Here is an 18,532-nt window from a genome sequence, read left to right as displayed (position 1 = left end):
TTATAATGAGCAATTTCTTCTGTTGAGGCTGTATTCCAGTTTTGAGATATGACAAAATCCCCATTCACAGTAGAGAGCGTGAATCAGAATCGACATTCTCTACAAAGATTAGTTCGCTCAATCAAACTTTCTAAAGGGCAATTTGCTCTGATTTTGGTGCGATGTAATTACAGCTATTTAAGAGAGCAAATGCTAGAAAATATTCGCTCTCTGACAAAAGATATCAACTTAAAAGAAATTTATTTGCATCCAGCAACTAAAGCCTTACATACAACAATCATCACTAAATTATCTCTAGATAATCCTGCTGTAATTACTGATTCATTACCATCAGCAGTCATGGTTTTTGGTTTAGAGTCAATTCTGGCATTGGAAGATTTATTAACTAGTCTTAATCAAGCCAGAGATATTTATGCAGCCACTTTTCCTTTTCCTGTGGTGTTGTGGCTGCAAGATGAAGTAGCAACTATGCTAACTAAACTCGCGCCTGATTTTAAAAGCTGGGCTGCTACCACAATCAAGTTTGAATTAGCCAAAGAAGATTTAATTGCCTTAATACGTCAAGAGACAGAATCACTATTTGCTAAATTTTTAGAAGCAGGTGCCGAAAAATTTCTCTCTAATGCTGCTCTGAATTTAGCTCCTAAATCGCAACATCGTCATGAAATTGAATCTGCCAGAAATGATTTATTACGTCTGTACAATGTGCAATTAGAGCCAGGTTTAGAAGCTAGTTTAGAATTTGTTTTGGGACGAGATAAATACGCAAATGACCAAATTAATAGTGCATTAGGTCATTATCAGAGAAGCTTGAGTTTGTGGCAAAGAGATAGGAAGAGGGAGAATGAAGTAGTTCAAAAAGTAGAGGCTTTTGATGAAAGAAATGAATATAATTCTGCATATCGTATTCGGCAGGCAATAGTTTTATTTCATCTTGGTCTGTGTTATCGCCGCATGGCAGACTTACATCAAATTACTAATAGTAATTATTGCCAACATGCTCTTTCTTGGTTTAAGAAATGCTTAGATTTATTAGACAAATTACAAAGGCAAGATTTAGTAGCAAAATTTATCATCCCTGCTTGTGAAATGCTACAACGCCTAAAATATTGGGACGAATTAGAAGTATTAGCCCAAACAGCCTTACGGCTGCATGAAACCTATGGCAATACAGCTAAAGTTGCCCAAAGTTATGGTTTTTTAACAGATGTAGCAGCATCGCGCCATAATTGGGTGATGGCTCATGAATTAGCCAATACAGCTCTTTCAATTGCAGAATTAGCTACAGAAGTTTCTCGCCAACAAGAAAGTTGGTATCTTTTATTATTGGCTCGGACGCAGAGATATTTAGGGCAGTGGGAAGAAGCAATTAGTAATTTAGAATGGGCAAGGGTTGTTTGTGAATTACAGTATGAACCGTCGCTGTATTTAGAAATTTTAGAGGAATTGCGATCGCTATACTTCTTTGAGCGTCATGATTATGCCGAAGCTTTCAATCTCAAGCAAGAAAAAATTCACATAGAACATCAATATGGCTTTCGTGTATTTATTGGCGCAAGTCAGTTACAGCCCAAACGTTATCGAATTAACCCGGTTTTAGATACCCAAACAATTCCCTTTATTCCTGAAGATATTGCTCAAGAAATTGCGGCTTCTGGACGATTGCAAGATGTTAATCGCTTAATTGAAAGAATTACCCGCGCTGATCATAAGTTGACCATTATACATGGACAGTCAGGCGTTGGTAAAAGTTCAACTATTAAAGCAGGTTTAGTTCCCGCTTTAAAGGTAAGAGTGATTGGTGAAAGAATTCCATTACCTATTGTTTTATCAGGATACACAGATTGGGTCACAGCTTTAGGGCGCAGTATCAATCAAGCCTTAGCACAATCAGAATTACCAATTGCTGTGGAATTCAACTCAACTATTTTACTAGAAAAGTTACGCCTAGCAACTGAATGTAATCATATCATTGTGATTATTTTTGACCAGTTTGAAGAATTTTTCTTTACTAGTAACACTTGCGAAAGATTAGAGTTTTATAGATTTTTTAGTGCCTGCTTAAATATTCCTTATGTAAAAATGATTATTTCTTTGCGCGAAGATTATTTACATTATTTATTAGAGTTTGAGCGTTTGAGCAAAGATAACACTGATAATGTATATGATTTAGGTGTAATTAATAAAAATATTCTAGATAAAGATATTCGGTATTTTTTAGGCAAATTTTCTATAGAGAATACGACAGGCATTATTTATAGTTTTATCAAACGCTCTCACTATGAAATGAGTGATGAATTAATTCATCAATTAGTCCAAGATTTAGCTGGAGAAGCCAAAGAGGTTAACCCGATTGAACTGCAAATTGTCGGAGTGCAGTTACAAGCAGAAAATATTACTACACTAGAACAATACAAAATTTGTGGTGGTTCGGCAAAGTTAGTAGAGCGGTGGCTGGAGGAAGTAATAAAAGATTGTGGGCAAGAAAATGAAGAGTTGAGTTGGCAATTATTATTTGAGCTGACTGATGAAAAAGGTTTTCGTCCTCTCAAGACTAAATCTGATTTAGCGATCGCTTTAGGCACACATATTTATCCCACATCAGGAACCCCATCAAATTGGGAGCTAATTCTGGAGATTTTAGTAGGCTCAGGGTTGATATTGCGCTTGCGTGAAGAGTTAGGCGATCGCTATCAATTAGTTCATGATTATTTAGTAGAACCAATTCGTCAACGCAATAGCTACGGCATAGTCGCAGAACTGGAAAAAGTCAAATCTGAGAAAAAACGCGCCGAAGTTGCCCAAAAGCTTTCCCAAGAACATCTGAATTTAATTTTGCAACGGCGGTTGCGGGAAGCAAGGATAGCAGGTCTGATTTTGGCACTTATGGGTGGTACGATTGCAGCTTTATGGTGGCAAGCAGACTTGCAAAAAAGAGCCGCTATTCGTCAAACAATTCGAGCAGAACGTAGCGAAACTAATTTGAAAATTAGCGCGATCGCGGCCACAAGTGAAGCTTTGTTTGCCTCCAACAAAGAGTTTGATGCACTCCTCGAAGGGTTACGCGCCTGGAGAAAACTTAAACAAGCCAACGAAGTATTACCAGAAACTAGAATGCGTGTAGTAACTGCTTTACAACAGGCAGTTTATGGCGTTTCGGAATTAAATCGTTTAGAAGGACACACTGATATTGTTTGGGGTATCGCCTTTAGTTCTGATGGTAAATTATTGGCATCGGGTAGTCGAGATCAAACTGTCAAACTTTGGCGACCTGATGGTACTTTACTTCAAACCCTCAAAGGTCATACTGAGTCAGTTACCAGTGTGAGTTTTAGTCCAGATGGGCAAACTTTAGCATCTTCCAGCCTTGATAAAACTGTGCAAATCTGGCATAAAAACCCTATAACTGGTGAATTTGACTTACAACCAGCCAAAACCCTAGTAGATCGAGACTGGGTTTATTGCGTAACTTACAGCCCCGATGGCGAATTATTAGCAACAGGCAATCGAGATGCTACAGTCAAACTCTGGCGTAAGGACGGCACCTTAGTCAAAGTTCTTAAAGGACATCAAGGCTGGGTAAATTGGGTCAGCTTTAGTCCTGATGGTCAGTTAATTGCCTCTGCGAGTGACGATCGCACCGTCAAAATCTGGCGGCGTGACGGCACACTCGTAAAAACACTGTCTGGACACAAAAATGGTGTAACCGTTGTAGTTTTCAGCCCGGATGGGCAAATGATTGCATCAGCAGGCAGAGATAAAATCATTAAACTTTGGCAGCGCCAGCAAAATAGTGACAATAATTTTGACTTTCAAGCTTATAAAACTTTAGAGCAGCATACCAGTACAATTTGGAGCTTGAGCTTCAGTATTGATGGACAAAAGTTAGCGTCAGGAAGTGATGACAATACCGTTAACCTCTGGAGTAGTACAGGTGCATTAATTAAAACCTTTAAAGGTCATAGTGATGCGGTAGCCAGTGTGGCTTTTAGCCCAGATAACAAAATATTGGCATCAGGAAGTTATGACAAAAGTGTCAAACTCTGGAGTTTAGAGGCCCCCTCGTTACCAATTTTGCGGGGTCATCAAGATCGAGTTTTGAGTGTGGCTTGGAGTCCTGATGGGCAGATGTTGGCTTCTGGTAGCCGCGATCGCACCGTCAAACTCTGGCAAAGAGAAATCATGAATGGTGAAGCCACCACCAGACTTTACAAAACTTTAGTTGGGCATACAGATAAAGTTCCCAGTGTGAGTTTTGATCCCTTCGGCGAATTAATTGCATCAGGAAGTTATGACAAAACAGTCAAAATCTGGCGGCGTGATGGCACTTTACTCAAGACCTTACAAGGGCATACTGATAGTGTCATGGGTGTGAGTTTTAGCCCTGATGGTCAGTTATTAGCATCAGCGAGTAAAGATAAAACAATTAAACTTTGGAGCCGTGATGGTCAATTAATCACAACCTTGTTTGGACATCAAGGTTGGGTCAACAGCGTTAACTTTAGCCCTGATAGCCAGTTGCTGGCCTCGGCTAGTGATGATCAAACCGTCAAACTCTGGCGGCGAGATGGTACCTTGATCAAAACATTTTCACCCCATGACAGTTGGGTATTGGGTGTCAGCTTTAGCCCTACTGACCAATTAATTGCTTCTGCTAGTTGGGATAACACCGTGAGATTATGGCGACGCGATGGCACTTTGTTAAAAACACTGTTAAAGGGTTACAGCGATAGTGTGAATTCCGTAACATTCAGTCCGAATGGTGAATTATTGGCTGCTGCTAGTTGGGATAGTACAGTCAAATTATGGAGTCGTGATGGCAAATTAATTAAAACCTTGACTGGCCATCGCGCCCCAGTTCTGAGCGTGAGTTTTAGCCCGGATGGCCAGACATTAGCATCGGCAAGTGATGACAACACAATTATTTTGTGGAATTTACATTTGGAAGAGTTACTGCTGCGTGGTTGTAACTGGGCCGAGAATTACCTCAACCACAACTACAATGTCGAGGGGGGCGATCGCTTGTTGTGTGATGGGATTAATCGCAGTCAGTCAAAATTCCCCTTGAGGTAACTCAGGGCGATCGCTCCTCAAACTTTTTAATCGTTGTTTTCTGACATTACCTCTGATTGCAAATTGACTAAAAAAGTATGCAGTCTCATTCTCTCAATGTAAGGCCAGCCACCCTCAGACTCAATATCTTTCAGCAGCGAGTAAAGTTGCTGGCGATTATCGGGTAGACTGTCCTGAAAAGCACCATCCCGAATTGATCTATGTAAGTACTCCAACTGCCGCAGCAAAGTCAACAGCGCCAGTGGATTTCCTTGGCAATCTCTTGCTACATCATGTACTGCTGTGGCAATCTTCTCTAGTTGCTCGACAAAATCTATTGATTCAAAACTTTTGTTGCTCATGCAACTCTCTCTGTCAAAATTAGGTCTACTCAAATTTACCGAAGATTGTCAGCTTTCAGGCGCGATCGCCTCTCACCTATACATAATCCTCACAGTCAGAAAGATACGGCTTCTGCAAGCTTCTAGGAGTGGCTGATGAATTATTTTCAGTTGAACTCCCTACACCCAGTCATGACTTACGCATAAAAATTGTCTGTAGATATTGGGTGTAGGAGTGAAAGGGTATGGAGGTGTAAGGGTTTTGGATACATACAACCCCATACCCTTGATTTTTTCTTTTTATACGTCAGTCCTACTTCAAGAAAAAATCTTGCGGTCTAAGTCCTAAACTAATTTTGCTCACTCAACACAAATTGCAGAACATAGCAATTCCCAGCAAAAGAGAGTGGTGGCTTTGATTACAGCCTCTCAGGAAGCTAGATAGGATCAAAGACTTCCTACTTTAAACTAGAGTGCTTTGATTTTGAGTTAAAAAAAATCGTATGATCTGGCTGATTTCCCTATAAAGCAATGGGCTGTATGTAGTGGCAATACATACATAATACAGAACGACTTCAAAAAACCTGCAAATGCCTATGGTAGTTGCAAGGTGGGAGGTCGGAGCGACGTTAAAAGCGTCACTGATGCAGCAAAGCCTAACTTTCGGGAACAGCTTGCTGTCAGTGAGGACTGCTTTTCGTCAGAGATCAACACTTCGTGCAGTTTTACAACTTAGATATTAATTTTTGACATTGAGGTTGACCATGAGGTATCGCGCTTTAATTGTTGCATTCTTGGCTTTATGCCTGGGGCTATTAACTGCTTGCAGTGATGCTCCAGAGGCTAGTGTTAGAGAAGTACTCACCTATGAACAAATTCGTGGAACAGGCTTGGCTAACAAATGTCCTCAATTGGCAGAAACCAGCCGTGGCTCCATTCCCCTTGACAGTAGCCAGTCTTACGCCATTAAAGAACTGTGCTTGGAACCTACTAATTTCTTTGTCAAAGAAGAACCAGCTAATAAACGCCAAATAGCTGAATTTGTAACTGGCAAATTGTTAACCAGATACACTTCTACCATTGACCAAGTACAAGGGCCACTGAAGTTCAACTCAGATGGTAGCTTGACTTTTGTGGAAGAAGATGGTTTAGACTTCCAAGCGATCACAGTTCAACTTCCTGGTGGTGAGCGAGTACCTTTCCTGTTCACCATTAAAAACTTAGTGGCTCAAACACAACCTAGTTTGAACAGCATCAATACTTCTACAGATTTTGAAGGTGAATTTAAAGTGCCTTCTTACCGTGGTGCTGCCTTCCTAGACCCCAAAGGTCGCGGTATTGTGACTGGTTATGATAATGCTGTGGCTCTTCCTGCTCAAGCAGATGACGAAGAACTCACCCGTGCAAATGTGAAGCGTGCGGATATTCTCAAAGGTAAGATTTCTCTGCAAGTAGCTAAAGTAGATAGCTCTAGCGGTGAAATTGCGGGTACTTTTGAGAGCGAACAACCATCTGATACTGACTTAGGAGCCGGTGAACCCAAGGAAGTGAAGATTCGCGGTTTATTTTATGCCAGAGTTGAACCAACTCGTTCTTAAACTCAGCACATTGCTGGCATTTTAAGATCAGAATTTAAAGCCATTAGGCTTCATCACCAAATTTCATATCAGTCTTTAGGGAATAGACAGGTGGATTTTGAGCTAAATTGACCTAAATGGCCATATATTTCAAAATTAAAGGGCTTTTAGCCCTTTTTTTATTGCTTTTCAGGACTTCAAAACAAAGATGGCTTGTGAGACTGGGTGTGGGGGTGAAAGGGTTTAGAGTGTAAGGGTTTTAGATGCGTATATACGCTATTTGCCTCCAGTCGAGCCAGTATGCTGCGTTGGGAACCAAAGTTATAGCGACTGTCGCGGGAAACCATACGCAGCATTGACTTCCCCACTCCCCACTTACTACTCCCAATTTTTTACTTTTAACTTAATTTGTAAAATTTGTATTAATTATTTTTTGCTGTTAAGTAATTGTACTAAATTCTACCTTTTTTTCAGGTAACAAAATCATCACCAGAAAACTTTATACCCAGTTAAACAAATTAAGTACAATCTCGGTTTGAAATTAAGTAAATTATTTTATATTTTGTCTCTATGTAGTTTTTTATTAGCTACAGATAATACCAAATCAAAATAACTAAAAAACAATTTTGCTGATTTAAATATTGCTTGATTGTTCAAAATTTCATAGTAGTAGCAGTGCTGTATGACGACCAAAACCTTTACTTGTGCGTATAGCCTGCTACTTGCTGTGGAATTTTGTAATCTTGGCTTGTTTAAACGCACTTACTCTACTGTTTATTTTGCTAAATAAATGCGGTGCTATGCCTACCACAGCCACCAACGAACTGAAGCATGAAGTTTGGCAGTTGTTGAAAGAATATAAACAATCTCGCTCAGAAAATATTCGCAATCAACTGGTAAAACTCAATTTTGGACTGGTAAGAAAAGAAGCTCATTATTGGATTAATCAATGCCGTGAAAGCTATGATGACTTACTCCAGGTTGGTTGTTTAGGTTTAATTCGAGCAATTGAAAGATTTGATATTTCTAAAGGACACGCTTTTAGTTCCTTTGCTATTCCCTATATTCGTGGTGAAATTCAACACTACTTGCGGGATAAAGGTGTGACAGTCAGAATTCCCAGACGCTATTTAGCAATACAACAGCAAGCAATTGGTGTGTCTCGTTCTTTACGAGAAAAATATAATCGCCAACCCACTGATTCTGAATTAGCAGCAGCATTGGAAATTACTCTCAGTGAATGGCAAGAAATCAAATTAGCGTGGATTAATCGCGCTCCTCTCAGCTTAGATGTGCCAGTTCAAGACTCTGAAGAAGGTGCTACTAGTCTAGGAGAATTAGTTCCTGATCCTCATTACCGCAGCTTTCAACTTGCTCAAGAAGACCAACTGCGTTTACAACAAGCATTGTTTCAACTCGAAAAGTGTACTAGAGAAGTTTTAGAATGTGTCTTTTTACAAGATTTGACACAAAAACAAGTAGCAGAACACTTGGGTATTAGTGTTGTGACTGTTTCCCGGCGAGTAAAAAAAGGATTGGATTTATTGAAGCATCTGATGTGTACAGCAGATGATTGAATATCAGCAAAATAAAACCGTATTTGTACTGGTTTAATTATGTAGAAACCAGCCATTAAAATTTAATAATTTAGGTTATAAATGGGAAATACTTTGCCTGAAATAAATACAGGCTTAGTTAATTTCCACAAGCAAATTTTCTATAGCTTTTGAGAACAGCCAATGGGCAGAAAATCAAAAATTGCAATTGCAACTATTCTAACTTTGGCGATCGCTGGATGTGCATCAGAAAGCACACCGCAAGCAAGCACTCCTGCACCGGCTCCAACGGCTCCAGGAACACCAGCAGCACCCGCCGCAGCCCCAGCCGCAGCGCCACCTGCTAAAGCACCACCAGCCCCGGCGGCTCAACCGTTTAATAACCCTGTGGTGTCCACAAAAAAAGTCACTAACGTTGCTTTTACCTCTCCTACATTAATTCAACCCACTGATGGTAAAACCCGGATAGATTTGGTAACGAAAGGAAGGCCAGATCCATTTGCCCAGATTGTTAGCCCAACTATTGCTGAAGTTGGCAAAAATCCCAATGTCAAGCAAATTCCTCGCTTACCTCCTTTATCAGTAGCTATTGTCAAAAACCGCAAAGTGCCAATCAACAGTGCTGGTACTAAAAAAACTCCTATTGCATTGGCGAGAGCTACCACCACTATTCTGCCCAAGGTTTTACCGCAGGTTGTTCCCAGCAACCCTTTTAGTTCTGTATTACCTTCTACACCCCAACCAGATTTAGCTAAAGCAGTGGTGGTGACTGGTGTAGTTTTAATTGGTAGAGAACCCCAAGCTATTATTAAAATTCCCAATGAGCCTTCTAGCCGCTATGTACAAGCGGGACAGCGATTAGCAAATGGTCTGTTGATCAAACGCATTGAAATGAATCAGGGTTCAAATCCGATCGTGATTCTGGAACAATACGGTATTGAAGTTGCCAGAATGGTAGGAGAAGCCCCGGCTAACTCAACGCCATCAGTCACATCGGCTGTTAATGGCAATGCAATTTCATCAACTCTACCAACCCGAAATCTAACTGCTGTTGGAGCATCTTAAGGATGGATACTCAGGAAAAATTTGAATTTACTGGTTTACCTCTAGCTGTCTATCGAGAGATAGCTGCTCATTTACGTCAAGTTGAAGGAGTTGAGGCGGGTTTAATTCCTCAGTCATCTCAACAATTTGATTACAACCAAAGTCAAATTGATGGTTTGTGGATATCTTGGTCGCCTAACTCTCGTCCTGCAAGCCGACAACGTGTGCAGCAAATTTTGGCTTACTACCACAGCCTTTATGGAGTTTGACGACTGGAATTTCAGTAAATTGCTTGAATTATATCAATAAATTTTAGTTAGCTGGGTGAAGTCAATCTATCCAATCAATTTTGTAGTGATTGGGTAAATTTTGTCTTGACCCTGTTTAATTATTTGGATACTATCTGGTTTCTTGCTGACTATTGGCGTTTGATCTGTTGTGATATGTGCCGATTGATAAAAAAATGTTAGTGTTTGGCTCAAAACATGATATTAAGTGATGCAATTATAAATTGCTGAGGTAAACTTGCAAGCAAATTAATGCAAAATATTACTCAGCTGCTCTTCGGTCTGGGCATCACTCACAATGGAACACTGGCAATTTCTCATCCAGAAACAGGGCGATCGCTCTTGGCACACTTTAGAATCGCCAAATATACAAATCGTGGAAGGTAGGTATAGAGTTTTAGCTCGTTCTAACCTGCCAAATACAGATGTGGAAGTACGGGTAACTCACTCTACAACTCAGGAAGTTCCCCCAAAACGGCGGATTCAAAAGTTATCCCGGCGCACTAATTCCGAAGGTTTAATGGCGGTAATTCCCTTTACCCTCCTTAAGCCAGGACTATGGGAGTTACGCTGTTCTGGCGATTTGTTGTCAGATATTTTTGGTAAATCTTGGCAAGAAAGTGTCTATCTACAAGTCTTGTCTCAACAGGCAGAGGTTGAAGTAGATAAATTAACCGACGGTGGGAATTTAGAGTCAAATTCTCTTGACTTTTTTATGATTCCATTACCTGATGCACCTAATCTTCATCAGGTTAATATCAGTGCTGGTAATCAGTTGATTTCTTCGTCCGCAGAAGTTAAGACAGATAGCAACTTAGTAACTAACGAACTTTCGGCGGAAATTGCGTCAATTGCTAGTGACAATACTATCAGCACAACGTCAGAAGCAGTCACTGAGAGTAATTTAGATGAATCGCCTGTAGAAACAACTTTAGCTACAAGCGATCGCACTTTATCTGTCACCGCAGCAGAAATTCCTGAGAGCAACTTCATAAACAGCGAATTGGCGGCGGAAACTTTATCTACAAATGATGAAACATTTGCTGTCACTACAGAAGAAATTACTGATCATCACTTGTCTGTTAGTGAAGTGTCAGGAGAAATCGCTTTACCTGTAAGCGATCGCACTTTATCCGAAACAACAGAGGAAATCTCTGATGATGAATCGCAGGTGAAAGAAACTTTATCTACGAGCGATCGCACTTTATCAGTAAGTACAGAGGAAATCTTTGAGCATAATTCATCTCTAAGTGCCGTTTTGGAACAGGAAACTGTCACCATAGAGAAAATCTCTGAGGATGACTTGCAGGTAAAAGAAACTTTGCCTACGAGCGATCGCACTTTATCCGAAACAACAGAGGAAATCCCTGATCATAATTCGCAGGTAAGTGAAGTGTCTGTACAAGAAACTTTACCTACAAGCGATGATACTTTGTCAGTCACCACAGAAGAAGAAATTTTGACCTCTGATTTGGCTGTGAGTGAATCAGCTTTTGGGGAAACTCCAGCACAAATCCCGGATGGTAGCTTGGTTGTTGCTCAATTTTCTGGGGAAAAAGAAGAAGATGGCATTATTGATCAACCTGTAAGTCCGGTATGGCTGAAAGGTGAAACAGCAGAGCAGATATTACAAAGTTTAATAGATCAAGCTTTACCCACCTTGTTGTTAGAGGATGAACAGTTAGAAGAGGTGGAAACGATACAACCAGTACCGCCACTCAAGCTGACTTTAGAGCAAGACAACTATGTGGCGCGTTGGGGACAAGGACTCAGCATTAATGCCAATGTGGAGTTACAAACACAGCCTGATTTGGAAGATGAGCCACAGTATCAGACTAACTTTTATGCACTAGAAGCCAAAATTGAGTTACGCTCACCTTTAAGTTCAGAAATTTTGGCTCAGGTAAGGCAACCTTTAGCAGATCATGTACTGCCTTTTGCAATTAACTCTGCCATTAATATTCCTGTTGATTGCGAATCAAAGCTGCTTTTGGGTGAACTCAGTTTATATGGCGCAATCAGTGATTTTGATGATGTCACATTGTTAGCTAATAGCTCTTTTACAATTACGGCAGATGTATCAGAATTATTAGCGATCGCTACAGTGGCTAAATCTTATCAGCAGAACTTTTTTGATAACTCTAATACTTTAGCGGATTCTCTAGCGAGTCAAGAGCCAGAAACATCGGTAAGTTTAGGTTTAGAACTGTTTAACTTGGTCAAAACTACTTCTGCACAACCGCAAACTATTCTGCCATCACCCAGCCAATCTTTACCGCCGCAAATTAATTTGTTGCCTCTGAAAAAATCAGGAGATTGGCGATCTCCACAATTGCCTAAGTTACCAGAAAATCAAACAAGTGCGATCGCAATTAATGACCAGTTAACAGAGGTTCCCTCAGAAGGACAACAAGAAGGGGATCTGCAAAACCAGACACCTCCCATCCCTTTAGCACCCATTAACTTAGAACAACTAGAAATTAAAAACCGTCCAGGGTGGATGGTAGGGAATGTGTTTCCTTATCTCAAACGTCGAACAACTGCACTGACTGAGACAACAGATTTAGAAGATGTTTCTGATTCTCCGATAGTTGAAGAGTCTCTGGTAGTTGAGCCACCAATTACCGCAAATGAGAACCCAGAGACAAATAATGCTGTGGTAGAAACTTTGGCTTCCCCAACTTCAGAATTAGAAAATCTAGATTTAGATGATTCTGTAACAGAAACGTTAACTTCAACCGATTCTTCGGAACTGGAAAATCTAGATTTAGATAATTCCGTAGCTGAAACCTTAACTTCAACCGATTCTGAGTCGGAGAACCGAGATGTCAATGATTCTATGGTGGAAAGATTAACGCCAGCTAGTTCTGAGTTATTTGCTGTGTCTATGCTAGAAATGCCTGTGACACCAAGTTTGGAATTTAGTGACGACTCCATCTTAGAACCAGCCACTCCTTTAAGCTCAGAATTGATAGCAGAGGTTAATCCTTATTCCTCGCCGTTAATTAGGAAGTGGATGCAGAGTCAAGGCTATGTTGTACCTGAACTTCCTCCTCTACCAAAGCAACGCCGTAACACAGAAGTTTTAGAGCCTGTTCCTGTGGATGAGGATTTTATAGAGCCTGATTTACCAATGCCAAGTTTTGAGGCAGATTTGTCATCAAATCTTGATACAGAGTTAGAAACTCTTGATAGTGAATCCGAGGCTAATTTGGAAGTAGAGGGTAGTTTAAGTATCTCTGAAACTGAGGAAATTACAGAGGCGGAAATAAATACAGTAGAATCCGAATTTGAGGAAAATTCAGAGACAAGCATAATTACAGCAGAATCAGAGGAGCTAAATATCTCGGCAGATGTGGAAACAGAAAACATTCCTCATGAGGAATCGAACTTTTCATTGCCATTAACAGAGCTACCTTTAAATCAAAAGATTAAAATACCCAGAGCTTGGTTAGCACAAGAGATTGTTGTTGATGATACTGATAGTGAACCTATCGAAGAACATTCTGTCGAGCAACCACAGCAGTCAATCCCACCTGTAGCGTCATTCCCCTTAGATGGCGAAAAATTGGAACCTTTACCCATTCCACAATTACATATACCCGCAGGCGAACTCATTGCTGGTCAGTCGGTTCGTGTGCGTGTAGAACTATCAGAAGTTCCTGCGCCAGTGGTGGTGAAATTGTGGATTGAGGATTGCCAAACTCGCGGGTTATTGGATGGCCCTCATGTGTTAAAAGATTTGCTACCTAAAGCCTTGGGTGGTGTAGAAGTGATGACTCAGATCAATATTCCCTTTGGCTGTGTAGAAATTCGTTTAGAAGCGATCGCTTTTAATCCATCTACTCAACAAGAAAGTCACAAAGCCTCGGCTGTCAGGACTGTAATTCCACCAGATTTACCAAATTATCAGTTAGATGAATTGTTGGGTTTGTAAACACAAGCTTTACATAACTGTGTTAAAAATCTTTAGAATTTAAAAAATCTGACTGAATTTGCAGTAAGCTCATTTTGAATTGTAGTGTGATTTAATAGGAACCTTTACCATGTCCACTGAACTTTTCCCCCAAATTTTTGCTTATTCTGCATCTTTCTTGTCTCCTATCTTTGTACCTATTATTGGTTGGGTTCTGCCAATTGCAACATTCTCGTTTCTGTTGTTATACATTGAGCGTGATGACATTGCCTAAATAGGTATTTAGTAATAATTAATTGGTAAAAATTTTTAGTAGCCAATTAATTATCACTTACTTACAATTCACTAGATTGTGCAATCAATTAATGCTTAAAATACCGCCTAACTCCAAGAGTCAGGCGGTTTTCTTGTACTATTTTCTAAACAAGTAGATGCTAGAAAATTTATTGGATATATAGCGGTAGTCAGATATGTTAGGAAATTTTGGAAGCTTTAACAATTAGGAGTAATAAAATTTTTACCTCCTGCCTTCTGCCTCCTGCCTTCTGCCTTCTGCCTCCTACTATATTATGAGGTTCAAACCACTTTTATAGTGAAGAACCAATACCAGCGTAGGCTCCGTAGAAGAAGATACCTACAACAGTAATTACGCCTAAACCTGCGATTGTAGCGACAACCCACAGGGGAATTCTTCCAGTTCCAGCAGACACAGATTTTCCTCCTCCCTTAACAACAAATCAACACAAATTTTAGATAAACAAAGTTTCCCAAAAATAGTTCCAGTTAGTTAAAGAAGTAACTGGAAAAGAGAATACCTAGAACAAAAATCAGTAGCAATCCCAGGTATAAAGAAGTACGGTTAAGTTCAACCGGTTGGTTATTGGGATTGGGCGTTCTTTCCATGATTTGCTCCTAGCGTTGAATAAATTGCATTGCGGCGATCGCGCCCAAGAAAAACACGGTTGGCACACCTAAAGTATGAACTGCCAGCCATCTAACTGTAAAAATTGGATAGGTAACTGGTTGATTGATGTTATTTCCGCTAGTCATGATTTCAAACTACTTTCCAATAAATTTTTCAACTTGTTTCTTGGCTTCATAACGGTTATTCACAATTGGCACTTCCTGCCGTGTTTGTGTGTAATACTCGTTAGGACGAGGTGTGCCAAATACATCATAAGCCAGCCCGGTGCTAACAAATAGCCAGCCTGCAATAAATAATGCTGGGATGGTGATGCTGTGAATTACCCAGTAACGAATGCTGGTAATAATGTCCGAAAACGGACGTTCTCCAGTGGTACCTGACATTTAGATCCCTACCTTCACAAAGACTGTTATTGAGTTTATTATCCTACAAAGTTTAGAAAGAGTTACAACTTGCAACGCTGTTCTCATAAATCAGAATTAACACTTAAACTTTGGTTATGTCTAAGCTGCTTTTTCTGACGCAGTTTTTTCAGCCCCAGCGTTATATTTCAGCAATACACCGCGATCGCCAATGATAAATCCTTGGTCGGGACTGAGAAAGACTATCTTATATAGATTAGCGGCTACCTGTTCCACCTCACGGTCTTTTTCCCAGGTTTTACCACCATCAATACTCCGCAGCAAGTTACCGCTACCACCGCCTATCCACAGTTCTTCGGGTGTGCGATATGCCAAATCCAGTAAACCCCAACTGGTGGATAACTCTGGATATAAAGCTTCTTGCCATTCTTCGGCGTTATTGGGTTCACTAAACTGCACTAAACCACCTCTGGCTAATAACCACAGTTGATTGTTGTCATTGAAACCCATGTTTTCTACACGCCGCGAACTGTTGCGGTTATGAGGAACCCAAGCATTTTGTCCTGGTTCCCAAGTCGAGTAAAAGCTACCCTTAGCCGAAACTGCGACATATTTACCATCAGCAGAACGCTGCATATTCCGTACCACACCAACAGCAGCTTCGACTTGGGCTTTCCAATTTTTACCACCATCAGTAGTTTTGTAAATTGCGCCCACATCTGTAGCCATTTCCGCGGAGTTGCTTCCCACTGCGTGAACAGAAATGGGATTACCAGGTAACTTTTCGCTTAAAGGAATACGTGACCAAGAATGGCCTTCATCGGTGGTATGCAGCAGTAGGGAAGGTTCGCCAACTATCCAACCTTCTTTGCCAGAAAAACTGACAGAATCAAAGCGATATCGAGAATCATCCAGTGCTAAGGACAAGGGTTGCCAATTTTTCCCACCGTCTTGAGTTTCTAATAGGGTAGAGTTACTACCTACTAAAAAACCATGTTGAGAATCTTGGGTAAAAGCGATATCTAGCAACTTCTCGTTGGTTGGCACAGTAATAATTTCCCAAGGGTTGAAGCTAGTGGAAGGCACTTTACTACAACCTATACACAAAACAACTACTATCAAACAGGCAATTATGCGTTGCCAACTTTTCACAATGGATTGCATCAGTATTTCTTAGTGTTTTCTAAATTCGTTTAAGTTTTACCTGAAGAGATGCGATCGCTCTCTAAAATCGGTAAAGCAAGATAGCGGGTCTTATTGTAAGCCGTAAAGACTGATAAAGAACAAGAAAGCTAGAGCCAAAGCCCCAAAAATTAAGATATTCTTCTGCCCTGGAGTCAGCTTGTTTACACCCAAACCAAACCCCAGATTTTCTTTAAAACCAGATGCTGTACCAGCCGGGCCAATATTGGTAAAAGCAGTTTTTTTAGCACTACAAACTGGACAACGCCAGTTTACAGGCAACTCTGTAAACAGTGTCCCGGAAGGGATATCATGCTTATCATCTCCCTTCTCAGGTTCATAAACATAACCGCAGGCGCGACACTCATAGCGGTCTAACGCTGGAGTCTCAACAGCTTGTTCGCTCATGGCTAAGGTCTCCCAGAGGGGAATTATTAAATATACGTTAAAAATTATGACATAACTGTTAGACTTTTCTATCACTCATACAAACGAATCAAATACCTGAAATCCGTCTGTTTCCCAGATTTCAGAAAACTCGAAAAGATATAATGTAAAAGAAAGTAACAGCGTTATTTACACCATAAGCGGTAGAAATTCATTGTGTTTGTCCTTAGCGGTTACGAGTACTTCCTAGGCTTCTTAATTATCTGTAGCCTAGTGCCAGCCCTGGCGCTTTCTGCTTCCAAGCTTCTCAGACCCAGTGGTAACAGCCTGGAACGCCGCACAACTTATGAATCTGGGATGGAACCCATCGGTGGAGCCTGGATTCAGTTCAACATTCGCTACTACATGTTTGCGCTGGTTTTTGTCGTCTTTGACGTAGAAACTGTGTTTTTGTATCCTTGGGCGGTTGCTTTCAACCGTTTAGGGCTATTAGCATTCATTGAGGCGCTAATTTTTATTGCAATTCTTGTAATTGCTTTAGTTTACGCATGGCGTAAAGGAGCTTTGGAATGGTCTTGAATTCTGATTTAAGCACCCAAAACAAAGAGCAAATCATCAACCCCATTGAGCGTCCGACAGTCACTCAAGACCTTTCAGAAAATATTATCTTGACAACGGTTGATGACCTCTACAACTGGGCTAGGCTTTCCAGTCTTTGGCCTTTGCTGTTTGGGACAGCTTGCTGCTTTATTGAGTTTGCAGCTTTAATTGGCTCTCGGTTTGACTTTGACCGCTTTGGTTTAATTCCCCGTTCCAGCCCCCGTCAAGCTGACTTGATTATTACCGCCGGCACAATCACTATGAAGATGGCACCCCAGTTAGTGCGTCTTTATGAACAAATGCCTGAGCCAAAATATGTGATTGCTATGGGCGCTTGTACAATTACTGGCGGGATGTTCAGCGTCGATTCTCCCACAGCTGTACGCGGAGTTGATAAGTTAATTCCGGTAGATGTGTATCTACCTGGTTGTCCTCCACGTCCCGAAGCGATTATTGATGCAATCATTAAGCTGCGGAAGAAAATTGCTAATGATTCCATGCAAGAACGCGCTCAAATCAAGCAAACCCACCGCTTTTACAGTACAACTCACAACTTGAAGCCAGTCGCAGAAATTTTAACTGGCAAGTATATGCAGTCAGAAACTCGCTTCACTCCACCCAAAGAATTAACAGAAGCAATTGGTTTACCAGTACCACCTGCGCTGCTAACTTCTCAAACCAAGGAGGAATTGAACCGTGGCTGATGAAGAATCTAAACCAGTACCCGCAGGACAAGATGCTTTAGTTTCGGCTGGGCCGATTTCGCAATGGTTAGCAGAAAATGGCTTTGATCATGAATCTTTAGCGCCGGATAAAAATGGTGTAGAGATTATTAAAGTCGGGCCAGAATTTTTACTACCCATTGCTACAGCTTTGTATGCTTATGGGTTTAATTATCTCCAATTTCAATCAGGTATTGACCTTGGCCCAGGACAGGATTTAGTCAGCGTATATCACTTAGTCAAAGTTGGTGATAATGCTGATAAACCAGAAGAAGTGCGAGTTAAGGTATTCCTCCCCAGAGAAAATCCCCGAATCCCTTCAGTTTACTGGATTTGGAAAACCGCAGACTGGCAAGAACGCGAAACCTACGATATGTTCGGCATAGTCTACGAAGGACATCCTAACCTGAAGCGGATTTTAATGCCGGAAGATTGGGTGGGTTGGCCTTTGCGGAAAGATTACATCTCGCCTGATTTTTATGAGTTACAAGACGCTTATTAATTAGTGCTGAGTGCTGAGTGCTAAGTGTCAGCTAGTGGGAATTTTAATGTCTCATTTCTAACCCCTCTCCGGCGGCGGA

16 protein-coding genes and 1 pseudogene are annotated in these 18,532 nt (G+C 40.8%); 10 read left to right on the top strand and 7 right to left on the bottom strand.

Going from position 1 to position 18,532, the window contains the following annotated elements:
• Positions 1 to 48 precede the first annotated feature (48 nt).
• The gene (locus H6G75_RS05920) at positions 49 to 5,073 is read left to right on the top strand and encodes a hypothetical protein (protein WP_190979023.1); all 5,025 of its coding nucleotides are present in this window, start codon (positions 49 to 51) and stop codon (positions 5,071 to 5,073) included.
• Between the two features lie 26 nt (positions 5,074 to 5,099).
• On the opposite strand, the gene H6G75_RS05915 is transcribed toward H6G75_RS05920, so the two are convergent.
• Positions 5,100 to 5,414, bottom strand: a complete 315-nt coding sequence (locus H6G75_RS05915; protein WP_190979022.1) for a hypothetical protein — start codon at positions 5,412 to 5,414, stop codon at positions 5,100 to 5,102.
• A 743-nt stretch (positions 5,415 to 6,157) separates the two neighbouring features.
• Here H6G75_RS05915 and H6G75_RS05910 point away from each other — a divergent pair.
• From H6G75_RS05910 to H6G75_RS05885, 6 genes and pseudogenes are all read left to right on the top strand, one after another.
• Positions 6,158 to 6,991 (top strand): photosystem II manganese-stabilizing polypeptide, encoded by an 834-nt coding sequence (locus H6G75_RS05910; RefSeq protein WP_190979021.1) that lies wholly within the window; start codon positions 6,158 to 6,160, stop codon positions 6,989 to 6,991.
• Between the two features lie 779 nt (positions 6,992 to 7,770).
• On the top strand, positions 7,771 to 8,547 hold the full coding sequence (locus H6G75_RS05905; protein ID WP_190979020.1) for an RNA polymerase sigma factor SigF: 777 nt from the start codon (positions 7,771 to 7,773) through the stop codon (positions 8,545 to 8,547).
• Positions 8,548 to 8,709: 162 nt separating this feature from the next.
• The gene (locus H6G75_RS05900; protein ID WP_190979019.1) at positions 8,710 to 9,591 is read left to right on the top strand and encodes a hypothetical protein; all 882 of its coding nucleotides are present in this window, start codon (positions 8,710 to 8,712) and stop codon (positions 9,589 to 9,591) included.
• Positions 9,592 to 9,593: 2 nt separating this feature from the next.
• On the top strand, positions 9,594 to 9,839 hold the full coding sequence (locus tag H6G75_RS05895) for a hypothetical protein (protein WP_190587923.1): 246 nt from the start codon (positions 9,594 to 9,596) through the stop codon (positions 9,837 to 9,839).
• 316 nt (positions 9,840 to 10,155) lie between these two features.
• Positions 10,156 to 10,530 (top strand): annotated as a pseudogene (locus tag H6G75_RS05890) (hypothetical protein); the annotation flags it as partial.
• Between the two features lie 3,373 nt (positions 10,531 to 13,903).
• A complete protein-coding gene (locus tag H6G75_RS05885) occupies positions 13,904 to 14,047 on the top strand; it encodes a photosystem I reaction center subunit VIII (protein ID WP_190587924.1) in 144 nt (47 codons plus the stop codon).
• Between the two features lie 313 nt (positions 14,048 to 14,360).
• On the opposite strand, the gene H6G75_RS05880 is transcribed toward H6G75_RS05885, so the two are convergent.
• From H6G75_RS05880 to H6G75_RS05855, 6 genes are all read right to left on the bottom strand, one after another.
• Positions 14,361 to 14,483: a photosystem II reaction center protein J gene (locus H6G75_RS05880; protein ID WP_062295774.1), complete on the bottom strand. Its 123-nt coding sequence runs from the start codon at positions 14,481 to 14,483 to the stop codon at positions 14,361 to 14,363.
• A 73-nt stretch (positions 14,484 to 14,556) separates the two neighbouring features.
• On the bottom strand, positions 14,557 to 14,676 hold the full coding sequence (locus H6G75_RS05875; protein ID WP_071989460.1) for a photosystem II reaction center protein L: 120 nt from the start codon (positions 14,674 to 14,676) through the stop codon (positions 14,557 to 14,559).
• A 9-nt stretch (positions 14,677 to 14,685) separates the two neighbouring features.
• Positions 14,686 to 14,823, bottom strand: coding sequence for a cytochrome b559 subunit beta (gene psbF / locus H6G75_RS05870; protein ID WP_015115279.1), 138 nt, complete (start codon positions 14,821 to 14,823; stop codon positions 14,686 to 14,688).
• 9 nt (positions 14,824 to 14,832) lie between these two features.
• On the bottom strand, positions 14,833 to 15,081 hold the full coding sequence (psbE, locus tag H6G75_RS05865; RefSeq protein WP_190970694.1) for a cytochrome b559 subunit alpha: 249 nt from the start codon (positions 15,079 to 15,081) through the stop codon (positions 14,833 to 14,835).
• 120 nt (positions 15,082 to 15,201) lie between these two features.
• Positions 15,202 to 16,224, bottom strand: a complete 1,023-nt coding sequence (locus H6G75_RS05860) for a photosynthesis system II assembly factor Ycf48 (RefSeq protein WP_190979018.1) — start codon at positions 16,222 to 16,224, stop codon at positions 15,202 to 15,204.
• Positions 16,225 to 16,314: 90 nt separating this feature from the next.
• Positions 16,315 to 16,650 (bottom strand): rubredoxin, encoded by a 336-nt coding sequence (locus H6G75_RS05855; RefSeq protein ID WP_190870619.1) that lies wholly within the window; start codon positions 16,648 to 16,650, stop codon positions 16,315 to 16,317.
• 195 nt (positions 16,651 to 16,845) lie between these two features.
• On the opposite strand from H6G75_RS05855, the gene ndhC reads away from it, so the two are divergent.
• The 3 genes from ndhC to H6G75_RS05840 are packed head-to-tail and all read left to right on the top strand — an operon-like array spanning position 16,846 to position 18,453.
• Positions 16,846 to 17,208 carry a photosynthetic/respiratory NAD(P)H-quinone oxidoreductase subunit C gene (gene ndhC / locus H6G75_RS05850; protein ID WP_190587926.1) on the top strand — a complete coding sequence of 121 codons (363 nt, stop codon included), beginning with the start codon at positions 16,846 to 16,848 and terminating at the stop codon, positions 17,206 to 17,208.
• Positions 17,199 to 17,933, top strand: coding sequence for a photosynthetic/respiratory NAD(P)H-quinone oxidoreductase subunit K (ndhK, locus tag H6G75_RS05845; protein WP_062295764.1), 735 nt, complete (start codon positions 17,199 to 17,201; stop codon positions 17,931 to 17,933). The genes ndhC and ndhK overlap by 10 nt, the downstream gene beginning before the upstream one ends.
• Entirely contained in the window at positions 17,926 to 18,453 is a 528-nt protein-coding gene (locus H6G75_RS05840; protein WP_190979017.1) for an NAD(P)H-quinone oxidoreductase subunit J, read from the top strand. Before ndhK ends, H6G75_RS05840 begins: the two co-directional genes overlap by 8 nt.
• The last annotated feature ends 79 nt before the right edge of the window (positions 18,454 to 18,532 follow it).

Origin of the sequence: Nostoc sp. FACHB-280 (assembly GCF_014697615.1) — a bacterium.
Taxonomy (GTDB): domain Bacteria; phylum Cyanobacteriota; class Cyanobacteriia; order Cyanobacteriales; family Nostocaceae; genus Nostoc_B.
This window is presented reverse-complemented; position numbering and strand designations above follow the sequence as displayed.

Coding starts and splice junctions, on each gene's coding strand:
- psbE (WP_190970694.1), bottom strand. CDS start 15,081: ATGTCAGGTACCACTGGAGAACGTCCGTTTTCGGACATTATTACCAGC.
- H6G75_RS05895 (WP_190587923.1), top strand. CDS start 9,594: ATGGATACTCAGGAAAAATTTGAATTTACTGGTTTACCTCTAGCTGTC.
- psbF (WP_015115279.1), bottom strand. CDS start 14,823: ATGACTAGCGGAAATAACATCAATCAACCAGTTACCTATCCAATTTTT.
- H6G75_RS05920 (WP_190979023.1), top strand. CDS start 49: ATGACAAAATCCCCATTCACAGTAGAGAGCGTGAATCAGAATCGACAT.
- H6G75_RS05905 (WP_190979020.1), top strand. CDS start 7,771: ATGCCTACCACAGCCACCAACGAACTGAAGCATGAAGTTTGGCAGTTG.
- H6G75_RS05885 (WP_190587924.1), top strand. CDS start 13,904: ATGTCCACTGAACTTTTCCCCCAAATTTTTGCTTATTCTGCATCTTTC.
- H6G75_RS05910 (WP_190979021.1), top strand. CDS start 6,158: ATGAGGTATCGCGCTTTAATTGTTGCATTCTTGGCTTTATGCCTGGGG.
- H6G75_RS05855 (WP_190870619.1), bottom strand. CDS start 16,650: ATGAGCGAACAAGCTGTTGAGACTCCAGCGTTAGACCGCTATGAGTGT.
- H6G75_RS05915 (WP_190979022.1), bottom strand. CDS start 5,414: ATGAGCAACAAAAGTTTTGAATCAATAGATTTTGTCGAGCAACTAGAG.
- H6G75_RS05875 (WP_071989460.1), bottom strand. CDS start 14,676: ATGGAAAGAACGCCCAATCCCAATAACCAACCGGTTGAACTTAACCGT.
- H6G75_RS05860 (WP_190979018.1), bottom strand. CDS start 16,224: ATGCAATCCATTGTGAAAAGTTGGCAACGCATAATTGCCTGTTTGATA.
- H6G75_RS05900 (WP_190979019.1), top strand. CDS start 8,710: ATGGGCAGAAAATCAAAAATTGCAATTGCAACTATTCTAACTTTGGCG.
- ndhK (WP_062295764.1), top strand. CDS start 17,199: ATGGTCTTGAATTCTGATTTAAGCACCCAAAACAAAGAGCAAATCATC.